16 protein-coding genes and 1 tRNA gene are annotated in these 22,662 nt (G+C 60.0%); 10 read left to right on the plus strand and 7 right to left on the minus strand.

Annotation, left to right across the window (positions count from 1 at the left end; genetic code table 11):
- Positions 1 to 379: 379 nt before the first annotated feature.
- From Q0367_RS03120 to Q0367_RS03140, 5 genes are all read left to right on the plus strand, one after another.
- Positions 380 to 1,036, plus strand: coding sequence for an exopolysaccharide biosynthesis protein (locus Q0367_RS03120; RefSeq protein ID WP_298980911.1), 657 nt, complete (start codon positions 380 to 382; stop codon positions 1,034 to 1,036).
- Positions 1,037 to 1,209: 173 nt separating this feature from the next.
- The gene (locus Q0367_RS03125; RefSeq protein WP_298980913.1) at positions 1,210 to 2,277 is read left to right on the plus strand and encodes a LacI family DNA-binding transcriptional regulator; all 1,068 of its coding nucleotides are present in this window, start codon (positions 1,210 to 1,212) and stop codon (positions 2,275 to 2,277) included.
- Between the two features lie 62 nt (positions 2,278 to 2,339).
- Positions 2,340 to 3,308: a carbohydrate ABC transporter permease gene (locus tag Q0367_RS03130; protein WP_298980914.1), complete on the plus strand. Its 969-nt coding sequence runs from the start codon at positions 2,340 to 2,342 to the stop codon at positions 3,306 to 3,308.
- A 67-nt stretch (positions 3,309 to 3,375) separates the two neighbouring features.
- The gene (locus tag Q0367_RS03135) at positions 3,376 to 4,155 is read left to right on the plus strand and encodes a carbohydrate ABC transporter permease (RefSeq protein ID WP_298980916.1); all 780 of its coding nucleotides are present in this window, start codon (positions 3,376 to 3,378) and stop codon (positions 4,153 to 4,155) included.
- A 121-nt stretch (positions 4,156 to 4,276) separates the two neighbouring features.
- Complete coding sequence (locus Q0367_RS03140) at positions 4,277 to 5,653, plus strand: ABC transporter substrate-binding protein (RefSeq protein ID WP_298980917.1); 1,377 nt, start codon at positions 4,277 to 4,279, stop codon at positions 5,651 to 5,653.
- A gap of 229 nt (positions 5,654 to 5,882) precedes the next feature.
- Here Q0367_RS03140 and Q0367_RS03145 read toward each other — a convergent pair whose 3' ends face one another.
- The 7 genes from Q0367_RS03145 to sucC all read right to left on the minus strand — a co-directional run bounded on the left by Q0367_RS03145 (position 5,883) and on the right by sucC (position 18,727).
- Positions 5,883 to 7,205, minus strand: a complete 1,323-nt coding sequence (locus Q0367_RS03145; protein ID WP_298980919.1) for a sorbosone dehydrogenase family protein — start codon at positions 7,203 to 7,205, stop codon at positions 5,883 to 5,885.
- A 137-nt stretch (positions 7,206 to 7,342) separates the two neighbouring features.
- On the minus strand, positions 7,343 to 9,208 hold the full coding sequence (locus tag Q0367_RS03150; RefSeq protein WP_298980921.1) for a hypothetical protein: 1,866 nt from the start codon (positions 9,206 to 9,208) through the stop codon (positions 7,343 to 7,345).
- Positions 9,209 to 9,378: 170 nt separating this feature from the next.
- Positions 9,379 to 13,542 (minus strand): choice-of-anchor X domain-containing protein, encoded by a 4,164-nt coding sequence (locus Q0367_RS03155; RefSeq protein ID WP_298980922.1) that lies wholly within the window; start codon positions 13,540 to 13,542, stop codon positions 9,379 to 9,381.
- Between the two features lie 223 nt (positions 13,543 to 13,765).
- Positions 13,766 to 15,364 (minus strand): ATP-dependent DNA ligase, encoded by a 1,599-nt coding sequence (locus Q0367_RS03160; RefSeq protein WP_297633199.1) that lies wholly within the window; start codon positions 15,362 to 15,364, stop codon positions 13,766 to 13,768.
- Between the two features lie 10 nt (positions 15,365 to 15,374).
- Positions 15,375 to 16,406 (minus strand): ligase-associated DNA damage response exonuclease, encoded by a 1,032-nt coding sequence (locus tag Q0367_RS03165; RefSeq protein WP_297633197.1) that lies wholly within the window; start codon positions 16,404 to 16,406, stop codon positions 15,375 to 15,377.
- A gap of 309 nt (positions 16,407 to 16,715) precedes the next feature.
- Positions 16,716 to 17,588, minus strand: a complete 873-nt coding sequence (gene sucD / locus Q0367_RS03170; protein WP_297633195.1) for a succinate--CoA ligase subunit alpha — start codon at positions 17,586 to 17,588, stop codon at positions 16,716 to 16,718.
- A complete protein-coding gene (gene sucC, locus Q0367_RS03175; protein WP_298980925.1) occupies positions 17,585 to 18,727 on the minus strand; it encodes an ADP-forming succinate--CoA ligase subunit beta in 1,143 nt (380 codons plus the stop codon). The genes sucD and sucC overlap by 4 nt, the downstream gene beginning before the upstream one ends.
- A gap of 406 nt (positions 18,728 to 19,133) precedes the next feature.
- Here sucC and Q0367_RS03180 point away from each other — a divergent pair, with 406 nt between their 5' ends.
- From Q0367_RS03180 to Q0367_RS03200, 5 genes are all read left to right on the plus strand, one after another.
- On the plus strand, positions 19,134 to 19,898 hold the full coding sequence (locus tag Q0367_RS03180) for a metal ABC transporter ATP-binding protein (RefSeq protein ID WP_297633191.1): 765 nt from the start codon (positions 19,134 to 19,136) through the stop codon (positions 19,896 to 19,898).
- Complete coding sequence (locus Q0367_RS03185) at positions 19,891 to 20,706, plus strand: metal ABC transporter permease (RefSeq protein WP_297633189.1); 816 nt, start codon at positions 19,891 to 19,893, stop codon at positions 20,704 to 20,706. Before Q0367_RS03180 ends, Q0367_RS03185 begins: the two co-directional genes overlap by 8 nt.
- A 109-nt stretch (positions 20,707 to 20,815) precedes the next feature.
- Positions 20,816 to 20,890: transfer RNA gene (locus Q0367_RS03190), tRNA-Gln, on the plus strand.
- A gap of 76 nt (positions 20,891 to 20,966) precedes the next feature.
- Entirely contained in the window at positions 20,967 to 22,409 is a 1,443-nt protein-coding gene (locus Q0367_RS03195) for a DNA methyltransferase (RefSeq protein ID WP_298980927.1), read from the plus strand.
- Between the two features lie 47 nt (positions 22,410 to 22,456).
- Positions 22,457 to 22,621, plus strand: coding sequence for an NgoMIV family type II restriction endonuclease (locus Q0367_RS03200; RefSeq protein ID WP_298980936.1), 165 nt, complete (start codon positions 22,457 to 22,459; stop codon positions 22,619 to 22,621).
- Positions 22,622 to 22,662: the final 41 nt, after the last annotated feature.

A 22,662-nucleotide genomic window follows, 5' to 3' on the forward strand; every position in this document is an offset into this window, starting at 1 on the left:
TCCCCAATGAAAACGGAGCGAGTGAACCTTCATATATCTATTGTACATCGCTCGCTACTTTTTACCGGAACCTGGTCAGTCCCTCGTCTCCGGCGGAATGACGGTTAACCCAATTCCTCTGGCAAATCGAGAGCAATCACCGCTTTACCGAGCGAATGTGAAACATAGCTCGAAGAAAATAGACAAACAGGCATGGGCAAATTAGAATACTGTGCATCGTTTTTTGCTCCGATGGGGAGTAGCCGCCCGTCTCACGGGTTGCGCAATCGTCAAGACGGACATTCGTCCCGGTTGCTCAGGAAAGGCAAGACCATCGTCACACAGAAGTGACGGTGGTCTTTTTATTTGATGCAAGATGGTATAGAAAGGGGTTGTTGCAATGACAGAGAAAACTCAAAATTCTGGTCAGCCGGGCCCTCATCACAAATCTCTGAGCGAAAAGTTAGAAATTATCGCTCATGAAATGCCGGAAGGCGTCATCACAATAGCGCACATTCTAAATATTTTTAAAGACGAAGGCCTGCTGCTGCTTTCCATCTTTCTTTCTCTAATTTTCTTGATCCCCATCTCAATCCCCGGTGTAAGCACGGTGTTCGGAACGGTGATCCTGTTGATCGGTGTTGCCCGCCTCTTCAATCGTCATTTATGGCTTCCGAGAGCCGTTGCCCGACGAACCATTGCAGCTGACAACCTGATCGTTGGTTTAACCAAGGCGCTCCCCTGGCTCCATCGCCTTGAAAAAGTCAGTCGACCTCACCGATTGCCTTGGTTAACCGAAAATGCTCTCAGCGCAATCCATCAACTGGCATATCTCTCCGCAGCACTGTTGTTGATAGCTCCCTTCGGATTTGTACCGTTCAGCAATACGCTGCCAGCCCTGTCTCTGATTTTCTTTGCAATCGGCGAGCTCGAAAAAGACGGCGTTAGCATTTTAATAGGACATCTTTTCAACGTGGCGACAGCGATCTACTTTGGCCTACTCATGACAGGCGTTGGCGTCACCCTTTGGGAAGGATGGACTCGTCTTCCGTTTTAGTTTCATCGCTGTTATCGCTTCATAAAAAAGCAAAACAAAACTAAAAATTAGTTCTTGACAATCGATTCGCTTCATGTTATTATTTGCACCAATTTACACGTGTAATCTTACACGTGTAAATTGTTCTGTCACTATCTTCGATTCACAAAAACGGCCACAACAACAGAATGAATATGAAAAAGCCGACGCAAGCGGATGTTGCTCGTTTGGCTGGTGTTTCCAGAGCAACCGTTTCATACGTCTTGAACGGCGTTGCCACTGAACGGGTGCTCATTTCGGAGGCGACTCGGCAGCGCGTTTGGGCTGCCATCGAAGAGCTGGGTTATGAACCTGACGCTCGCGCGCAGGCGCTGCGTTCAGGACGCACTAAAACGGTTGGCCTTATTCTTCCGGAAATTCATAACCCGCACTTTTGGCAGACAGCGGATGGCGTCGAGCAGGAGCTGCGCGCCGCAGGCTATCATCTCTTGCTTTCCAGCGCAGACCTTAGCCCGGAGTATGGAGATGATATTTTCAAGGAGCTGTCGCAGCATCGCATCGATGGTTTGATTCTGATGAGCGCCTTTGTTCTCCAATCGGCGAAAGGACAGGAGACACTGAATCAGCTTCTGGAGCGCCGGTTCCCCATCGTCAAAATCGGGGAGCACACAGCGATCGACTGCATCGTTTCGAATTACCGCACGGCGACGCGCGAGGCGATGGAGCATCTGTTAAATTTTGGACATCGGCGCATCGGCTTGATTTACGGCGTGCGTTCAGCGTGGGAGACGTCGGAGACCGAGAACCCGCCGGTCGATATGTCCGGTGGATTGGATCGGCTGTTGACCTATCAGGAATGTTTACAAGCGGCTGGCCTCTCGGTCGATCCGGGGCTGATTGTCACCTGCGGCACAAGTTTAGAGGACGGTTATCAGGCTGCGCAGCGACTTTTGACGCTTTCTGATCGGCCCACAGCGCTGCTTGTGATTAATGATTTGTTGGCTATCGGTGCGCTGCGCGCCGCCAGCGATCTAGGGTTGCGCGTTCCGGAGGATCTATCGGTGGTGGGTTTTGATGACATCCCGATGGCCAGCTATCTGACGCCGCGTTTGACGACGAGCTCAAAGGATATGATCCGCGTGGGGCGCGAGGCGGTCAGGCTATTGCTGTTGCGCATTAACGATCCTGAACGTCCACAACAGCGCGTGGAAGTGCAGGCGCGCTTCATCGTACGAGAGTCAACAGGGCCGGCCCCGTTTTGAGAAAAAAGAAATGAAAGAATAAAAGGCATGTCGCCTCGAAAAATGCACAGAAAGGGCTTGCCATGAGCGATTCGCACGCCGTCGTTCGGTTTCTCAGGCGCAACGCTGCAGGGTATTTGTTTCTTGCGCCCTGGCTTGTCGGTTTTTTTGTGCTCACGCTGTATCCGATGATCTATTCCCTGTGGCTGAGCTTCACCAATTACAACTTCACCAAGCCAGATGCAATGCAATGGATTGGGTTTGGCAACTACGTCAAGATGTTCGGTTCCGTGTTCGGCCTGTCCCAGTTCACGGCTGCCACGGGCGAGGCCATGCATGTAGACAGGCACTATATGAAGTCTCTCTCGGTCACGTTCACCTATGTCTTTGCAGCGGTGCCTTTGAAGCTTACGTTCGCCCTTGGCGTGGCAATATTGATGAGTCAGAAGCTACGATGGGTGCCGTTTTACCGCGCGGTGTATTACATTCCCACGCTCCTCGGCGGTTCAGTGGCCATCGCCGTGCTGTGGCGCAAATTGTTCGAGAAAGACGGTCTGGTCAATGCCTTCCTAAGCGCCCTTGGCTTCACCGACCTACCTGGCTGGATCACCAATCCTCGATATGCGCTCTGGACCCTTGTGTTATTGGCGGTGTGGCAGTTTGGCTCTTCGATGATCATTTTTCTAGCAGGATTGAAACAGATCCCGCAGGAATACTATGAAGCCGCCAGCGTCGATGGAGCCAACAAAGTCCATCAATTCTTTTTCATTACCCTTCCTCTGCTTTCTCCGGTGATTCTGTTCAACCTGGTCATGCAGATGATCTCGGCCTTCCAGGTGTTCACGCAGGCGTACATCATCGGCGGCGGCGGGGGCGGCGTGCTGAACTCCACGCTGTTTTACACCTTGCATCTGTACATCCAGGGCTGGACCTATTATGAAATGGGATATGCGTCCGCCATGGCTTGGGTGTTGTTGTTGATCATCGGAGCGCTCACAGCGTTGATCTTCCGCTCATCACGTTTTTGGGTTTCTTATGGAACGGGGGAGTGACGTGAAAACAGGTGCAGCTTTACGTCATGGGTTGACGCATCTGTTCATCGTCGTCCTGGGAATCACGATGATCTACCCCGTGCTCTGGATGATCGTCAGTTCGTTCAAGCCGAACAGCATGATCTTCAGCGATCCGGGGTTAATTCCAAAGGCGGTGACCCTTGAGAACTACATCGCCGGATGGAAGGGATACGCCGGTGTTTCATTTGGTGTGTTCTTTACAAATTCCCTCTTGCTGTGCGCTGTGGCCATCCTCGGGAACTTGATCTCCTGTTCGCTTGCTGCGTACGCTTTCGCCCGTCTCAAATTTACGGGCCGGAGCTTTTGGTTTGCGGTAATGATGGTGACGCTAATGCTGCCTGCGCACGTCACCCTGGTGCCACAGTACATCTTGTTCAACTCTTTCGGATGGGTGGGAACGTTTCTGCCGATCTTAACGCCTAAATTTCTGGCGACCGACGCGTTTTTCGTATTTTTGCTCGTGCAATTTATTCGCAGTCTACCGAAAGAGCTGGACGAGGCGGCGACGATCGATGGTTGCAGTAAGTTCGGCATTTTCCTTCGCATCATTTTGCCGCTCGCCCTGCCCGCCTTGGTGACGGTTGCGCTCTTCACTTTCCTTTGGACGTGGGATGACTTCTTCAACCATCTCCTTTATCTAACCAAGCCGCCGATTTTCAGCGTGGCGCGTGCACTGCGCACGTTCGTCGGCGATGCGGGAGCAGTGTCCAATTGGGGCGCCGCATTGGCGATGTCGACGCTAGCCATGCTCCCTGCGTTTTTTCTGTTCTTCTCCCTACAGAGATATTTTGTGGAGGGAATCACAACCACCGGTCTGAAGGGCTGAAAAGCTCGCTGCAGATGACAGCGTCGGCGCCGTTCATGAATCGTCGAGACTGCCATGACCGATGCGAAAAATAGGAGGGTGAAATATGAAATGATGCGATGACAATCTGCCCTGTATTCGTTTGTTCAAACCATCTGGCACCCAGAAGGAGGATTCACCTATGAGGAGCCCTGTTACGATCATGCTCCCGTTTTTGTTCGCACTCTTGTTAGCAGCATGCGTTCAACCCGCGCCAGTTTCTGCGCCCCCTCAGTCGGCAGCGACTGTTGAACCTGCGCAGGCCGCGTCGACGCCTGCCGATGGTTCGGTTACAATTCGCTTCGGCTGGTGGGGCAACGACGAGCGCGCAGCCCGCACTCAAAAAGTCATTGAACTTTTCCAGGCAGCCTATCCTGAGATCCAAGTGATGGGCGAGCCAAACGGTGGAACCGCCGACCATTTTCAGATCATCAATACGCAATTGGCGGCGAACAACGCCCCTGATCTGATCCAACTCGGCGGGAACTGGCCCGACTACCAGCAATATCTTGAGCCGCTCAACGCCTATCTGGGCAAACAGCTCCTGATCGACACACCTGAACGTTTTGACCAGACTGCGCTCATCCCCGCGACGCGAGACGGTTCCCTCTGGTGCGTCAGTCTGGGCACCAATACACTGATCCTTGCCTATAACAAGACAATGATCGAAGCAGCAGGCGCTGAGCTTCCGAAGGATTTGATGACCTGGGATGAGCTTCTGGACTATGGCCGGCAGCTCAAGGCGAAGCTGCCTCAAGGCGTCTATCCTTTTGTCGACAACAGCACGAATACGGCGAATTATCTGAGCTTTTTCTTCCAACAGCAGGGTACGCCGATCTGGACGCTGGATGAGGGCGGCAAATCCTACGCAACGGTGGAATCCGCCAGAAAGTGGTTCCAGATGTGGGCCGATATGCGCGCTGAGGGGTTGATCCCAGACGCAGACACCACGGCCACCTATGGGGAGACTGGCGCAGACAATTCGGCGCTAGTGGCGGGCAAGGCGGCGATCGGCCTGATCTGGAGCAATCAGCTGGCGGGCTACCAGGCGGCGATGACCGATCAGCTCGGCGCCATCACGCTCCCCAGAGGCGGCGAGAATGCATACGCCATCCAGATGAGCCAATGCATCGGGATCAACAAAGCCAGCCTCCATAAGGAAGAGGCCGCGTTGTTCATCAACTTCTTTGTGACCGACCCGGAGGCCGGCGCCGTCCTTGGCACCAATCGAGGCGTGCCCAGCTCGCCTGTCGTGCGCACAGCGATTGCCGATCAGTCCACCGAAGCCGATGCGGCCGTCTATCGCATCTACAACGCCATCGCCGATCAGATGGTTCCGCAAGGTCCGAACCTCCCGAACGATCAGGAATTCGTAAACGAGCTGCGGTTGCTGGGTCAGTCCCTGGCCTATGGCGGAGTCACTGTCGATGAGGCGGCAGAGCAGTTGATCGAGCTGATTCAGCGGCTGTCTGCAAAATAGCTCGATGCAGATAGTTTCATCCAGTCTCCAAGTTCATGGAAGATGGCAGTCCATGGAAGAAAGGCTGGAGATCTTCCGTAAGAGTTTCCCTCGATAAAACCCTCTTCGTGCTCTTCGTGTTTCTTTTGTGGATCGTTCAATTTCGTCCACGAAGTGATGCGAAGAGCACGAAGAAAGATAGCTTGCTGAAAGTTGCTTTCTTTTCTTTTTGATGAGAAAAGGCAGCATCTCACTCCGCCGTCATCCGATAGATCACGCCGCCGCCGTAGTCGAGCACGTACAGTTCGCCCGCTTCGTCCTCGCCAAATGAAGAGATCGCCAAATCGGCGTCCAGCACCTCCGCATTGAGCCAGCCACCTGCGCCGTCCGGCGCCAGCGCCCAAATGCGGCCGCTGCAGAAGTCGCCGTAGAAATAGACGCCTTGCCACTGCGGGTGCGCCTCGCCGCGGTAAACGTAGCCGCCTGTCACCGAACAGTCGCCGCGGCCATGGGCGTAATCAACCACGGGCAGCGTCAATCCGCTCTGGTCGCAGTCGGCGGCGTTGAAGCAGCTTTTGCCCTCCATGATCGGCCAGCCGAAGTTGTATCCGCCGGGCGCGCCGGAGGGGACGACGTTGACCTCTTCGAAGCGATTCTGCCCTACGTCGGCGATCCAGAAATCGCCCGTGACGCGGTCGAAGCTGGTGCGCCAGGGGTTGCGCAGGCCGATGGCCCAGATTTCATCGCGCACGGCGCGGCCATTCCAATCCGCTGCCACGAAGGGGTTGTCCGGCGGGATCAAATAGGGCTGGGTCGGGTCGCCGGTGACGTCGAGGCGCAGAATTTTACCGAGTAGCGCGTCGGGGTTTTGGCCATTGCCGAAGCGATCGTTGGCCGCGCCGCCGTCGCCCAACGGCACGTAGAGATAGCCATCCGGCCCGAAGTCCAACATGCCGGCGTTATGGTTGCTGGCGGGCTGCGGCACGGTGAGCACGGTGAAAGCGCTCTGTGGATCGGCGCGGTTGGGGGTGTCGCTCGCTACGGTGTAGCGTTCGACGACCGTCGTCCCCTGACGATCGGTGTAGTTGATGAAGACATGGCCGCTTTCGATGAAATTGGGTGCGAAGGCCATGCCCAGCAATCCCTGCTCATTGCCCGCCGTCGTGATTTTGCCGCTTACGTCGAGAAAGGGCGTGGGCTGCACTTCGCCGTTGTCGATGACCCAAATTTTGCCCGTCTTTTCGACGACGAATAATCGCCCGCTGCCGTCGCCGGCATGAGTCAAAAAGACGGGCAGTTCAAAGCCTCGATAGACCGGCTCCAGGCGCAATCGAATCTGGTCAGGCGCCAACGCGGCGACGGCCGGGGTCGGGGTCGGCGTAGGCAGTGCGACGTCGATCTGGGACGCAGCCTCGGCCTCGAAGACATCGTCTGAGGCGGGCGGCGTCGCTATCGCCGTCGGCGTAGATGCAGGTATGATTGCGGCCGGCGGTTCAGCGCGATTCGAGGCCGGCGCGGTGCAAGCCGACAGAAACAGAGCAAAGAGCAAAAGCGAAGCGGTGTATCGTCTCATGGAATGCAACTCTCCTTGAACAAAGCGTGTTGCATCGTTTGAAAGAATCCGATTTTGAAACGCGCAACAGCCACGTAACACGTAATACGCAATAGTATCTCTGATTCCAGGGCGATGCGAGGTTAGAGGCGTTCCATTTAGGAAGAAGAGGAGAGATTTTGTACGCGCAACGCGTCGTTTTCCAGAAGAAGCTTTACACGCGTCTGCCCATCAATAGCAAGGGCGACATTGCGCTTCACCCCATCGGGCGTTTCCACCTCCACCGTATAGACGCCGGAGCGAACATCTCGAAAGCGAAAGACGCCCCGCTGCGACGTCGCACAGGCGAGCATAAAACGACCGGCGCCCACGGTGCGCGGCAGCAGATACTCCTGGTCGGCCAGCAAACGCCCGCGCGTCTGCGCAATAGAGGGGTTATAGGCGACAAACTGGCGCCGAAACGCCGGATACTCCATCCCCGCCACTTTGCCTTCCACCAGATCGCGCCACGCCCGACGAAGCGTCCCCGCATAGCCCGCCACCGTCCGATCCCATAGGAAGGGCAGGGCGTCCGGCGCATCGACGACAAGGACGGCTCCACGCACTTCGCCAAGCTGCGCCAAGTCGCCTAACAGCCGAACATGCGCGCCGGCCAACGCTCTGCCGTTCAACAGCACCTGACCGGTCAACGTCGCTGTTTGATGCAGCGAAGGAGGCAATGCGGGCGCCGAGGCGGGCTGCAACGTCTGCTGCGCCAGCGCCTCGCGCAGGGCGACGATGCGGTCGATCACATGCAGCCGACGCCCCTGGTTGTCGACGCCCAAATGACGGAAGGTCGCCCAATCTCCGCGGTGACCGACCTGATAGAGGCACGCGCCTACGACGTCGTCCTGGTCGAGCAGCGCATTGTACCAGGCCAGCGACTCCCAGTAGCGATTCTCGTCGAGCGGCTCTTGCCGATTGAGCCAACCTTCGTCCGGGTTGTGCGGGTGGCCATAGGCGCGCGTCAACCCGGCCTCGGTGATGACGATGCGGTGGCGGCTGCCGTCGCCGCGCCGCGCATTTTCAAGCACTACGCGATACAACCCGGCGCCGGTGTAGGTTCCTCGCCCTGGAATCAAGGAGGGCCAGCCATATTCGTGGAAGCCCAGGTAAAGGTAGCTCGCCAGCGTGCGGGGGAAAAAATTGAGATAGTGCGACGCTGCGCTGAAATTGCCGGCGGCGAAGTTAAAGGCGACCGCCTCAATGCCTTCCGAGAGTAAGCGATTGCGAAACGCGACCTGGAAACGGTCGTACGCCTCGTACAGGCGGTGGTAATAGGCAGGATTTTCGCGATAGCTGCCGGAGGCGGGGCCGGGCAGGCACTCGTTGAGGCTCATCCAGGCGTCGATGTAAAGCCTGCCGTTCGGGTGACGCCGCCTGAATTTGCCGAAGTCATAGGTGAGAATGCGCTCGGCGAAGCGACGCCCCTCCCCTTCCGGGTCGCCGCTTTCCAGCATGGCGCGCTGCGCCTCGTTGGTCACGTAGAAGCGACCGATCACGAGTGCGTCCGGCGCGCGCCATTCGCGGATCTCGCGCAACAGAATGTCATTGGCGGCGTCTTCGTGGATCAGGATCACGGGCGGCTGCACGCGGCTGATGGCGTCCCACAGCCCATCGCGGTTTTCGGTGGAATGCAGATAAAAGCCGAGTCGGTTGCGTTTAGGCGGGCGCAACGGCGGCGATGGGGGAATCGGCCTGGGCGCAACCGGCTCCGTGGGCGCGGCTTCGACGGCGCTCAACAACAGCGCCTCGCCCACGCGTTCGGCGGCCCAACCCTCCAGCCTCCGGCCATCCGCCAGCGTGACGCGCACCGGCCACCAGGTCAGTCCGTCGGCCAGGGTCGCTGCGCCGGTGACGATGCAGGTTGTCCCTTTGGGCATGACGGCCAGCACGGGCGGCGCAGCGACGCCCAGGTAGCCCGGTGCGGCGCGCAGATTGACGGCGGTGCAGGTGACGACGGACTGATTGGGTCGAAAAGACATTGTTCATCTCTCCTTGCGCTGGTCTGCGGCCATCCTACAGCCGTCGAAAGATTCTGTCAATTCATCACCTCAAAAACAAAGCGAGAGCGTCTTGCCGTCTGCCGAGAACATGAGAACGCCGGCCGCCGGTTTCTCGCCGGCGGCCGACGATGTCCGGACGAGGGGCTTGACTACCGGCTGATCACCGGCAGGAAGAGCTGATTGGCGTTCGCCGCCTCGAGCACGATCGTGTCGTACACGATCAGCGACTCATTGCCCGCCCCGTCTCGGAACTGCGCATAGACCGTGCAGGTCTCGCCGGGGTTGCAGTCGAGCGTCCATGTTTTGCGCTCGGCCAACGGCTCCCAGGCTGCGTTCTGCATGTCCTGCGTGTTGGAGAAGCGCATCTGAACGTTGCCGCTCACCACGTTGAAAAGCGTGGAGTAGAGGTCGGTCTGATGCGCCGCTGCGCCCTGTGCAGCGCCCTCCAGCGGCGTGTCGGTGGCGCTGATGTACAGGGTCACCTGCTTGCTGCCGGTGCGCTGCTTGCCGTTCTCGATCAAGATGGCGCCGGAAGGCATGTCCGGGTCGGCCTTGGGGGTCGCCGGGATCGGATCGCTCAGGTCGCCCTGCGCCTCCTCGTTCAGCCCTTGCAGCCGGATGTAATACGTCTGGTCGTTGCGCAGGCCGGTGATCAGGAAGTCGCCTTGCTGCCCTATCTCGAACGGTTGGCCTGGATCATCAGGGGTGGTGGAGATGTAGGCGATCATTTGCGTGTAGGAGAACGGCCGACTCCACCCGATGAAGATCGAACTGTTCAGCGGGCGCACGCGGATTTTATCCAGCACCCGCACCTTGTCGTCTTTCGGGTTGAGCGGGTCGCGGTTGTTGTTGACCTCGGAGCCGTCGTTCTCGCCGCCGTTGTCGGTGTCGGCGCGGCAGGGCCGCGTGCCTAGCTGCAACTCCTGATAGTTGGTCAGGCCGTCGCGATCCGGGTCGGCGTTGCGATCGTCTTGCCCGACGATCAACTTGCAGCGTTTCTCCCACTCGTCCGGCATGCAGTCGTTGTCCGTATCGTCGGGGCCGCCGCACCGCTGCAGATCAGGCCGCGGGCCTTTGATCCAGAAGCCGCCGTTCCATTCTCGCCACAAGAAGTTGGACGGATTGGCCGGGTCTTTGAAGTACGCCAGGATGCGCACGCTGTACCCGCCGCCATAGGCCGTCTGGGCGAAGCGCGCAGCGTAGATGTTGTCCCCGGCGGCGCCGTCGTTGTTGGCGCCGTCATCCTTCAACGGGATGATCGCGTTGCCGGCGGGTCCTTCAACCAACGCTGCGATGGTGGCTGCAGGAATTGCTCCATTGCGATCGAGCAGCATGCCCACGATGGTCACCTCGTCGCCCGCCACCCCCTGACCGGCATTGAGGCCGAGCAGCCGACCTTCGAGCTGAATGGTGGACTGCACCGAGACGTTCATGAAGAATGCATAGGGCGCGCCGGTGGCGGCTTCTGCGCCGTCGACGGCGGCGCTCGCAACCTGGGTCTCGTCGGTCGCATCGCCGGCGGCCAGCGGGATGCAGACATTCGGATAATAGTACGTGCGGAAGCGCCAGAGACCTTTTTCGGGATTGTTCACGATCAGCACGTCGTCGAAGCGATTGTTGCGGACGATCCAATCGGACGGCGTGACGCCGGCGAGAGGTGGGCTGATCGGAATCCACCGTTTTTGCGGATCGCTGCTGGGGGGCATCACATCGACTTTGCGGATGTCGCTGACGGTGCAGCCTTCATCATCGGGCTGTTTGCCGGAGACCACCAGGCGCAACTGGTTGACGCTGGCGTCCACGACGATCATGATCTCCTTGACGCTGCCCTCTGCGGGGTAGGCGGGCGCATTGGTGTAGTTCATATTGATGACGCGCGCTGCGCCTTCCGCCTCGGTGTCAAAGTAGTCGTAGACATTCGCCAGGCCGAGATGTCCGGGCAGGTAGGAGGCCGCCATCACCGCCGAGGCGTCCACCGGCAGATGGAGCGCCTCGAACGCCGCCATCGCCTCCGCGTTCGCCGCCATTACGCCGGAGCCGGTGACGCCTGTCGCCACCGGTCGATAGACGCCGCCGGTGTCGGCCGCAATCTGCGCCATCAAGTTGCCCGGCGCCTCCGGCCCGAAGGCGATCGTGTTGACGACCACGCCCGAGGCAATCAGGCCGGCGCGAATGTCGGCGTAGAGGGGGCGCACGTTCTCTTCGCCGTCGGAGAGCAGGAAGATGTGTTTGGGGTTGGTGTTGGGAGCGCCGCCCAGCAAGGCGTTCTTGGCCGCCTCGATGCCGCCGCCCACGGGCGTCCACTCACGCGCGCTGATGGCGTTGATCTGCGTGCGCGCCATGCCGATCACCGTATTCAGGTTACCGGCGGTCAGTTCGGTGAGCGGCAGCAGGGTGCGGATGTCGAGCGGGCAGTTGCCGTCGCCGAAGGGCAGTCCACAGCCTGGAGGCGAGTTGAACGCCGACCAATCCTGCACGACCAATCGATCGCCGACGCGCAACAGGTCGGCGATGACCTGCGCAGCGCGCTTGGCATTGGTCAGCCGCGTGCCTTCACCGGTTGTGTCCTCCGTGTTCATCGAGCCGCTGGCGTCGAAGCTCAGGGCGGTGTCGGTGTTGCCGGGGTTCACATAGAGCAGGGCGTTGGTTTCTGTGTCGGAGATGCTGGTGTGCAGCGTCACCCGAAAGTTGACGAAGGTGGTTCCGGCCGGCTTCACAGGCGGCAGGAGAATCGCCCAGTATTCGTTGCCGACCTCCTGGAAGGTGCCCGGAACCAGGGTAACCGGATCCCCGCCTGCGTCGAAGGAGAAGTCCGAAGCCTGCAGGCCGCGCACCGTGCTGACGCCGTCGCTCACCGTCCAGCGCGCCAGGAAGGCGATCGGGCTGGCCGGGTCGCCGACGAGGGCGAACTTGACCTGTCTCGGCTCCAGAATATTCACCGTCGGGGTGACGCAGGTGAACTTGACCGTATAGCTGTAGTTGTTGTTGAAGCTGTTCACCGCCGCCACCAGTCGGTTGTGGACGCCCGCCGCCGCAAAGGTGCGCACAAAGTCCTCGCCGATGCGGGCCGAGCGCAACACCCGCCGGGGCGCAGTGGTTTTGGCCGCCATCAGATTGATGCCAAGCTGTGCGCCGGAGGAGCCGTCCACCTCCATTTGCAGATACGGGCATCCCGCCTGCGGCGTCACCTGATAGTAGCGCGCCGCCCAGTCGTCCGGCGTGCTATCAGGGAAGCTCTGGCTTCCGCCCGCCATGGTGATGTTCTGGGTCGTAGGCGCCAGATTGCCGTAGGGGCTGGCGTCGTCGTCGAGATAGACCAGCTCGGGCTGGGTCACCGGGTCGGCCCAGTCTTTGGCCCAGTTGGCGGCGAAAAAGTTGAGGAAGAATTCGCGCTCCGTCCATTTGCCGCCGCTCAGGGCCGGGATCAACGAACTGAGCACATACAGCGTATCCTGGTTATCGCATTCGCTGTAGTGGTCGTACATAGCGTCAATGCGATGCCAGGGATCGCTGGGCGTCCCGATCGTGCCGAGCTGTTCGATGAAATATTTGTTGAAAATGTTGCCGTAGTCCTTGTCGTACATCGAGGTGGAGGGGTTATAGGTGATGCCGCTGTACCCCATGGCGTCCACCGCAACATTGACGCTGTCGGCGCCCAGGTCGGCGTAGCCCTCCACGAATTCGGAGTCGTCGGGATAATTGGGTTGGAGGAAACCATAGCATCCGTTGTCGTACGAGTATTGCAGATAGTGCTGCGCCTCATGATAGACGACCCACTGTCCGCCGCCGTTGCGCACCATCGGCGCATCGATGCCGATCCAGCAATTGCCCGGGCTGCCCCAGTATGCGATGCCGGACCAACCCACCCCATCTTCGAGTCGAACGTTGACCAGATTGCCGCAGCCGGTGTCATAGAGATGGTGCCCCGAATCGGCGAAAAAGCGCAGCCACGCCTCCTCGAACCAGGCCGCCACCTGTTGCGCCTGGTTATCCTGCGTGATCCAATGCTCCAGGGTGACCGTGTTTCCATCGACGGTGCGCGTGGCGGTCGTCTGGTTCTTGGTGTACCAGACGCGGATCGTCTTGTTGACGCCGCCCACGAGGAAAGTGCGCGTGACGCACTCGTCCAGCGTGACGCCGTCGATGGTCGGGCCGCCGGGGCAGGCCGCATGCACGCCGGCGCCTTGAACCGGCTCCGACGCTGCATCAGCAGGATGCGGATGCGGCTCATCTCCGTGAGCGGCTGCAATGCGATACCCGACCAAAGATATGAATAGCACAATTACAAGCGCCAACCATCGTTGCGTTTTCATAAGCGTTTCCTCCTTGGTGAACCGACGAAAATGACCTGCAGAAGTCGTTGGGGAGTGGAAGCGGTGGAAGCGGCTCCGTTTGGCGAGGGAGTCTCAACAGATGGAGCGCCGTCGATGCGGAGGCGATCCTTGAGACGTTACATTTTCATTATAAAATCTATCTTTAAGTTTGAATGCGTCGCCGTTTTCTGACTCGGTGTGAATCAGATCACAAGCGACAAGGTCACGTCGATTTCTGCTTAAGCAACGCCTGCAGCATCTCCAGAGTGTCGGCGTCCTGCGGCCGTTTGTCTCTACGCCAGCGCGCCATGCGCGGAAAGCGCAACGCAACGCCCGATTTGTGACGGTTCGACGGTTGAATGTCCTCAAAGGCAATCTCGAAAACTAGTTCCGGTCTCACGGCGCGCACCGGGCCGAAGCGTTCCACCGTGTTGCGCCGCACGAAGGCGTCCACCTGGCGAATCTCCTCGTCGGTGAGGCCGGAATAGGCTTTGGCGATCGGCGTCAGCTCGTCCCCGTCCCATACGGCGAAAGTGTAATCGGTGTAGAGCGAAGCGCGGCGCCCATGACCTCGCTGGGCGTAGATCAGCACGGCATCCACCGTATACGGGTCGATCTTCCATTTCCACCAGTCGCCTTTGATGCGCCCGACGCCGTAGGACGAGCTGCGCCGCTTCAGCATCAACCCTTCGGCCCCCCGCTCGCGAGCGGCGGCGCGCATCGCCGCCACGGCCTTCCAACCTTGCGCCTCGAGGGTGGGCGAAAGCGCAAACGGTGCATCGGCCGGCAATGACGCCGCCAGCCTTTGCAGACGTTGGCGCCGTTCGCTCAGGGGCAGAGGGCGAAGATCGACGCCTTCTTCCTCCAGCAGATCGTAGGCCATCAGAATCACGGGCGCCTCGCGCAGCGTTCTGGCGTCGATGCGCTTACGTCCAAGCCGCTGCTGCAACACATGAAAGGGCAGCGGCGCACCCTCGCGCCAGGCCAGAATTTCGCCGTCAAGGACGAGGCCGTCCGGCAGCCACTGACCCAGGCGCTGCAGTTCCGGATAGCTGTCGGTCACCAGCTCCTCCCCGCGCGTCCAGAGGAGCAGCTCGCCACGGCGTCGGATGACCTGGGCGCGAACGCCGTCCCATTTCCATTCGATTTGCCATTCATTGCAGGAGCCGAGCCACTCCAACGGGTCTTCGAGTGGATAAGCTAGGAAGAAAGGGTAGGGTTGGCTGTGGTCGATCTGGTTCACTCCTCGATCGAGCAGCGCCCTGTAGTCGGCGGCGGTCGGCGTCCAATCGCCCATCAGACGGTGCGCCATCACCGCCGGATCGACGCCGGCCACGTTCGCCAACGCGCGCACGACCAGCGTGCGTCCGACGCCGACGCGAAAGCCTCCTGTGATCAACTTATGCCAGACAAAACACTCTTGGCGATTCATCTCTCGCCAGGTGCGGCGCACCAGCTCGCGCTGTTTTTCCTCGCCGAGCGCGGAAAGCGGCGCAATTCGTTCGGCCACCACCTGATGGAGCGGCAAAGCGATGCCGTTTCCTGTTTCGGGCAGCAACAGCGCCAACGTTTCGGCCAGATCGCCGACGGCGTCGTAGCACTCCTCGACCAACCAGAGCGGCAGCTTCGCCTCCTCCGCCGCCCAGATGCGAAGCTGCGTAGACGAAAGCGTGCGCTTGAAGCGCCGACCGGTGAGAAAATAGAGCGCCCAGGCTGCGTCTTCGGCGGGCGCTGCAGTGAAATAGCGCTCGAGCGCCGCCACCTTGTCGTTGGTGCGGTTCGACTCATCCAGCTCGGTGTATAGCTGCGTGAATCTATCCATGATGCCACCGTCATTCCACCGTCCCGTCGACGCCTGCGTCCATTTCTTCCAGCGCCTCGCCGGTGAACCGGGTTGGGATCACCTCAGCGCGCCATCCGGCCTCTTGCAAAAAGCGCGCCATCTGGCTTGCATAGCCATGGGTGACGCCGATGTGTTCTGCGCCGGTGGCGCGAATCGCCTCCAGGAGACCGGCCCAGTCTGCATGGTCGGAAAGCACGAAGCCGCGATCGAGGGCGCGGCGTCGACGCGCGCCGCGGATAGTCATCCAGCCCGACGCAAAGGCCTGGGAGCAAGGACCGAACTTGCGCAGCCAGCCGGACATATGGCCGGCCGAAGGAGGCGCAATCACCAATGCCCTGCCTCGATGCAGCCGGGCGTTCATCTCATCCGCATGGAAAACCTCAGGCAATTCGACGCCGGCGCTGCGATAGAGTTGGATGAACGGCAGCACGGCGCCGTGCACCAGGATCGGGCCAAGCGAGGCGTCGATCCCGGCCAGCAGGCGTTGCGCTTTACCCAGCGCATACGCATAAAGCACGCTGGTGTAGCCGTTTTCCTGGTTGGTTCGCCACCAGCGCTCGATCTCGGCGAAGACCTCCGCCTGCGGCGGCCATCTGTAGATCGGCAGGCCAAAGGTTGATTCCGTGATGAACACATGGCAGCGCACCGGTTCAAAAGGCTCGCAGGTGCGATCGCGTTCCAGCTTGTAATCGCCGCTGACGACCCACGCCACGCCCCGCCGTTCGAGGCGCACCTGCGCCGAACCGAGCAGATGGCCGGCGGGATGAAAGGAAATCGTCACGTCGTTGATGGTCAGCCGCTCACCAAAGGGCAGCGTCTGAACCACCGCGTCGCCGACGCGGCGCGCAAGCAAGGGCGCGCCGGTCGGCGTCGTCAAATAACGCTGGGAGCCCGGACGTGCATGGTCGGCGTGCGCGTGGGTGATGATTGCGCGCGCAACCGGCGCCCAGGGGTCGATATAAAAATCGCCCGCCGGACAATAGAGGCCAGAAGGCGTAAGCCGCAGCAGATCCTCAGTCATAGCTCAATTGAAGCATACGCCGGAAAAATCTCCGGTTGCGCGGCTTGCAATTGGAACAAAGCGTCCTTCTGCGCCAGGAGCGGCAATTGGAGAGACCGACTCTCACAAATGCAGAGGCGTCCTGCCTCTGCATGGACGCCTCTGCATTTCCTTGGTTCACCCACAACCCCGCAGTTTGCCGGGAATGTGCGGCCGGAAGCTGCACCTGCGACGCTTGTCAGATGATGCTGTCAAAAACTACGGAACCGCCTCCACCACAGTTGCCGGCTGATTGGAGGGCAACCGGGTGCATGCCGCAGGCAAGCGCCTCTACCTCAGATGGCTCGCCACCAGGTCGGCGATTTCGTCGGGATGGCGCGCCACTTTGGCGCCGGCGCGCGTGAGTGCAGCGATCTTCTCGGCGGCCGTGCCTTCGCCGCCGGAGATGATGGCGCCTGCGTGCCCCATGCGACGCCCAGGCGGCGCAGTCTGACCGGCAATGAAGGCGGTCACCGGCTTGCTCATCCGAGAGGCGATGTATTCCGCCGCCTTCTGTTCATCCGTGCCGCCGATCTCACCGATCAGGATCACCTGCTCGGTTTCCGGGTCCTCCTCAAACATTTGCAGCACATCCAGGAACGAGGTGCCGTTGATGGGATCGCCGCCGATGCCGACCGCCGTCGTCTGGCCGATGCCGCGTTGCGTCAATGCATAGACGACCTCGTAGGTGAGCGTGCCGGAGCGGCTCACCACGCCGACATTGCCGCGCGTCATGATGTGCCCTGGAATGATGCCGACTTTGGCCTCGCCCGGCGTGATCAAGCCGGGACAGTTCGGGCCGATCAGCCGCGTGTGCGTGGTGTCGAGGTAGGCGCGCACCTGCACCATATCGAGCACCGGAATGCCTTCGGTGATGCACACGACCAGCTCGATGCCCGCTTCGGCGGCTTCGATGATGGCGTCGGCGGCGAAGCGCGCCGGCACGAAGATTACGCTGGTGTTGGCGCCGGTGGCGTGCACCGCCTCGCTCACGGTGTCAAAGATCGGAATGTTGCCGAACGCCCATTCGCCGCCCTTGCCCGGGGTCACGCCGGCGACGACCTGCGTGCCGTAGTCGATCATCTGTTTGGTGTGAAAAGCGCCCTCGCGACCGGTGATGCCTTGCACCAAAAGGCGCGTCTCTTTTCCGACCAGAATGCTCATTGTAGCTCTCCTTTGGCGGCGGCCACCGCTTTCTGCGCAGCGTCGGCCAGGCTGGTGGCGGTGATCAGGTTGGCTTCAGCGAGAATTTGGCGGCCTTCTTCTTCGTTGGTGCCGACGAGGCGGACGACGAAGGGCACGCGCCCGTCAAGCGTCCCGATCGCCTCCAGCACCCCGCGCGCTACCTCGTCGCAGCGTGTGATGCCGCCGAAGATATTGATCAGCACCGCCTTGACGCGGCTGTCGCTGAGGATAATGCGCAGCGCCGCCGCCACTTTGTCCGACTGGGCGCCGCCGCCGATGTCGAGGAAGTTGGCCGGCTCGCCGCCATACAGCTTGACGATGTCCATCGTGGCCATGGCCAGGCCGGCGCCGTTGACCATGCAGCCGATCTCGCCGTCCAGGTGAATGTAGCTCAGGCCGTAGCGATGCGCCTCGCGCTCGCTGGGATCCTCTTCATCGGGGTCGCGCATCTCGGCCAGCTCCGGATGTCGGAAGAGCGCATTGTCGTCGACGGAAATTTTGCCGTCGAGCGCCAACAGTTTGTTTTCGCCTGTGATGACCAGCGGGTTGATTTCGGCCAGGCTGGCGTCGGTGTTGACAAAAGCCTGGTACAGCCCTTGAGAAATTTTGATGAAATCGTTGATGAGTTCCTTCGGAAGTCCGATGCCGTCGGCGAGAATGCGGGCGTGATGGGGGCGCAAGCCGAGGAACGGGTGCGCGGCTACCTTGACGATCTTCTCCGGCGTCTGGGCCGCCACCTCCTCGATGTCCACGCCGCCCTCGCTGCTCGCCATCAGCACGATGCGCCGACTGGCGCGGTCGAGCACGGCGCCTAAATAGATCTCCTTGCGAATGTCGGCGGCAGGGTCGACGAGCACCTTCTTCACCGTCAACCCTTTGATCTTCATGCCGAGAATTTCGTCGGCGCGTTGCTCGGCCTCATCCGGCGTGCGGGCCAGCTTGATGCCCCCCGCCTTGCCGCGTCCGCCGACCAACACCTGCGACTTCACTACAACCGGCCCGCCGAGACGAACGGCGATGTCGCGCACTTCGCCTGGCGTGGTCGCCACCTCGCCGCTCGGAACCGGAATGCCGTAGCGGGCGAACACGCGTTTGGACTGATATTCATGCAAATTCAAGTGAAAACCTCCTCAAGGTTGGCTCGCGAGCCGAGTTTGACTCCGAAGTCGAGTTTTCCGGCGTCCAGAGAGCGTCGATCTCGCCTGGCGCCGAAAAGATGTAATAAAGGTGTAAATGTGCAACTGTTGTCCGAGAAAGGTTCTACACGTTCGCCATTATAGTACTCTGCAGAGATAGATGACAAAATAGATGGACTTTCAAGGCGTGCTAAAAACCAGATGCGAAGATTCAAGAGAAAATGTCATTCGCCTCGCCAGGGTGCGACGCCCGCATTGAAAATCAGTATCAATTGCCCTCGATTGATTTGGACGATTGTGCGGCAGTGAGATATGATCTCTTTTAAGGTCGCAGAGCTGCTTGCGCTTTGCGCGACCGGAAAACGTTCGAGAGATGGAGGGCGTTGAGATGTTTTCCTTTTCTTACGCAGGTCGCCATGAGGTCTGTCCGGTGGCCGGCGAGCCAGCGCTTTTGGTGCGCGACCTGCATGCAGGCTACGATCAGCGCGACGTATTGCAAGGCGTGACAATGCACGTGCCGGTGGGCGCGCGCGTGGCGCTGATCGGCGCCAACGGCGCCGGCAAATCGACGCTCTTCAAAACTGTGGCCGGCCTGCTGCCCATCCGCAGCGGCGAGGTGCGCATCTACGGCCGTCCGGTGGGAGCATGCCATCACCGCGTCGCCTATCTACCCCAGCGCAGCGAGATCGACTGGCATTTCCCGATCACGGTGCGTCGCCTGGTGGTCAGCGGCCGCTACGTGCATCTGGGCTGGTTTCGACGCCCGCGCCCGGAAGACTGGCGCATTGTGGACGCCATGCTGGCGCGGCTGCAGATCGACGACCTCGCCGAACGCCAGATCGGGCAGTTGTCCGGCGGCCAGCAGCAGCGCGTCATGCTGGCGCGTGCGCTGGCGCAGGGCGCCGACCTTTTGTTGCTCGATGAGCCGCTCAACGCCGTCGACGCGGAGACGCGCGCCATCGTTGCAGCCGTGCTTGCCGAAGAAAAGGCGAATGGACGCACCATCGTCGTCGCCACCCATGACCTCGATCGCCTGGAGAGCGACTATGACGCGGTGATTCGTCTGGAGGATGGCAGGGCCTACGGGGAAGCTGTTTTACACCTGCCCAAACAGGCGCTGCCGGTGTTGACGCCAGGAGTCGTCCATGCTTGAGGTTCTCGTTGCGCCTTTTCGTTATAGCTTCATGCAAACCGCGCTGCTCGCCGCCGTCTTGATCGGCGTGCCGGCGGCGGTGATCGGGAGCTACGTCGTGCTGCGTCGGATGGCCTTCATCGGCGACGCCATGGCGCACACCGTGCTGCCCGGCCTGGTGATCGCCTACCTGGTGGGATGGAGCCTCTCCGGAGGCGCCGTGATTGCCGGCGTGATCGCCGCCATGTTGATCGGCTGGCTGGCGCGGCGTCAGGAAGTGCGCGAGGACACGGCCATCGGCATCGTTTTCACCGGCATGTTCGCGCTCGGCATCCTCCTGATCAGCACCGTGCGCTCCTATCGAGATTTCACGCACATGCTCTTCGGCAATATTCTGGGCGTTACGGTCGAAGATTTACGCCTGATGGCGCTGGTGGCGGCGCTGGTGCTGGGTCTGCTGGCGCTCTTTCACAAGGAGCTAGAGCTTTCCTCCGCCGACCCGATCTATGCGCGCGTGATCGGCATCCCGGTCGATCGGCTGACCTTCTTGTTGCTCATTCTGCTGGCCCTGAGCGTGGTGACGGGCATCCAGGCGGTCGGCGTGGTGTTGATGAGCGCGCTGTTGGTGACGCCTGCCGCCGCCGCCGCACTGCTCACCCATCGGTTGGTGCGCATGATGGCGCTGGCGGCGTTCTTCACCGTGCTCGCTGGCGTCGTAGGGCTATACGCCTCCTACTATTTCAACGTCTCCTCCGGCGCAGCGATCGTGTTGACCTGCACGCTCATCTTCGGCGTCGCCTGGGCGGGCAGGCAGCTTGTGCGTCGATAGAACTTCTCGCCGGCTCGTCGCCTGAAATTGCACCGGAAAGCCCTGAAATTTGGCTGCTTCGCAGGTCTGGAGTATACTGTTTGTACAAATACAGGTGTGAGTCAGGCGATGGGGGATAGTTTAATCGGCAGAACACCTGACTCTGGATCAGGCAGTTGGGGTTCGAATCCCTGTCCCCCAGCCAGCAACGAAAGGCAGCGACGGTGAGAATTCGCCGTCGCTGTTGATTTTAGAGGGGCTGTGCTATGATAACTGACGCCATGAACGAGCCAAAGAACCCAATCAAACTGAAAGAGCCTTCTGTTTATCAGCTAGGGCTGTGGCCGCAAGATGAAAAGAACGCCTTGTCGCCCGATTTGCCTTATCGGGAGCGTCTGGTTCGGCTTCTGATGGGGAATCTGGACTACCATGGCCACGATACAGGCTATGCGTCTCATGATTTTCACGCATTCCCGGCGAAATTTCCTCCGGCTCTTCCCGATGCGTTTATTCGTGGGTTGACGGCGCCGGGCGACGCCGTGCTCGATCCGATGATGGGCTCCGGCACGACGATCGTCGAGGCGTATCTCGCTCGACGACGCGGCATTGGAAGCGACATTGACCCGTTGGCGTATTTGATTTCCCGCTTCAAGACGACGCCGTTGGACGGAGAGGCGCTGCGCCGACAACTTTACGCCATTATTGACCGGGCGAACCATTGCATTGCGACGCAACCCGAAGAGACGCTGGCGGCAATCGGCGCCCGCTGGGATCAAAAGACAAGAGAATTTATCGACTACTGGTTTGCCCTCGAAACCCAGGTGGAGCTGGCGGCGTTGCTCCAGGCGATCGAAGCGATTGCTGAGCCGGCGATGCGAGATTTCTTCACGCTGGCGCTGTCCGCGTGCATCATTACGAAGACGGGCGGCGTTTCGTTGGCGTTCGATTTGGCGCATACCCGTCCTCATCGGGCCAAGGTGGTTTTTACAGCTTCGGGCAAAAAAATTCTTGGCGCAGACCCCGAAGCGGAAATTTCGCCGCGAACCAAACTGCTCACCAAACGTCTGCGTTCGGCGATTGTCGAATTTCGCAAGCGTGCGCTCCAAAATATTCAGAGCCTCAGCGAACTGCCCGTCACCGATTTCCCGGTTGATCTTCATCTGGCGGATGCCCAGGCGCTTCCGGTGGCGTCGGCGACCGTGGATCTGATTGTGACGTCGCCTCCCTACGCCGTCAACGCCATCGACTATATGCGCGCCAATAAATTCTCACTTGTCTGGCTTGGCTACAATCTCAGCCAGTTGAGCGAGACGCGCAAGCAGTGCGTAGGCGGTGAATCTGTGATGGATTTTCCCTTCGAGCCATTGCCGCCGAGGACTGCCGCAATCGTGGAAGCCATCTCCGCCGCCGATCCGAAGCGCGGCAAGGCGTTGCATCGCTATTATTCAGAGATGACCCGAATTCTTCGTGAGATGCATCGGGTGCTGAAGCCGGACCGGGCTGCCGTTGTCGTTGTGGCGAGTTCGGAGATACGTCGCATCGACACGGAGACGCATCGCTGCCTGGCGGAGATCGGCGAGACGATTGGATTTGAGGTTCCCGGCGTCGGGGTTCGCCGCTTGGATCGCAATCGGCGCACGATGCCTGCTGGTCAAATCGTCAACAGCGACTCACAAATTCAAAGAAGAATGCACGAAGAATTCGTGATCGGCTTTTATAAATAGCGGCCGTCACTGCTGAGCCGCTGCCCACGCGCATCGCCGCCATTGCACTGGGCGTCGGTGACCTCGATTGCATCTACCATTTTGCCTTGCCTGAACTGCGAGAGAGCCTGATCGAACTCGACAACCCGGATCAACCGGAGCTTCTCGACATGATGGTCGAGGGAATGCGCCTGCGCGACATCAGCGACCTGCCGTTCGATCTGGCGGTTTGACGGGAAGGCAATTCCTACAAACACCTCCTTTCATGATACAC

This window comes from uncultured Caldilinea sp., assembly GCF_937128415.1.
Taxonomy (GTDB): domain Bacteria; phylum Chloroflexota; class Anaerolineae; order Caldilineales; family Caldilineaceae; genus Caldilinea.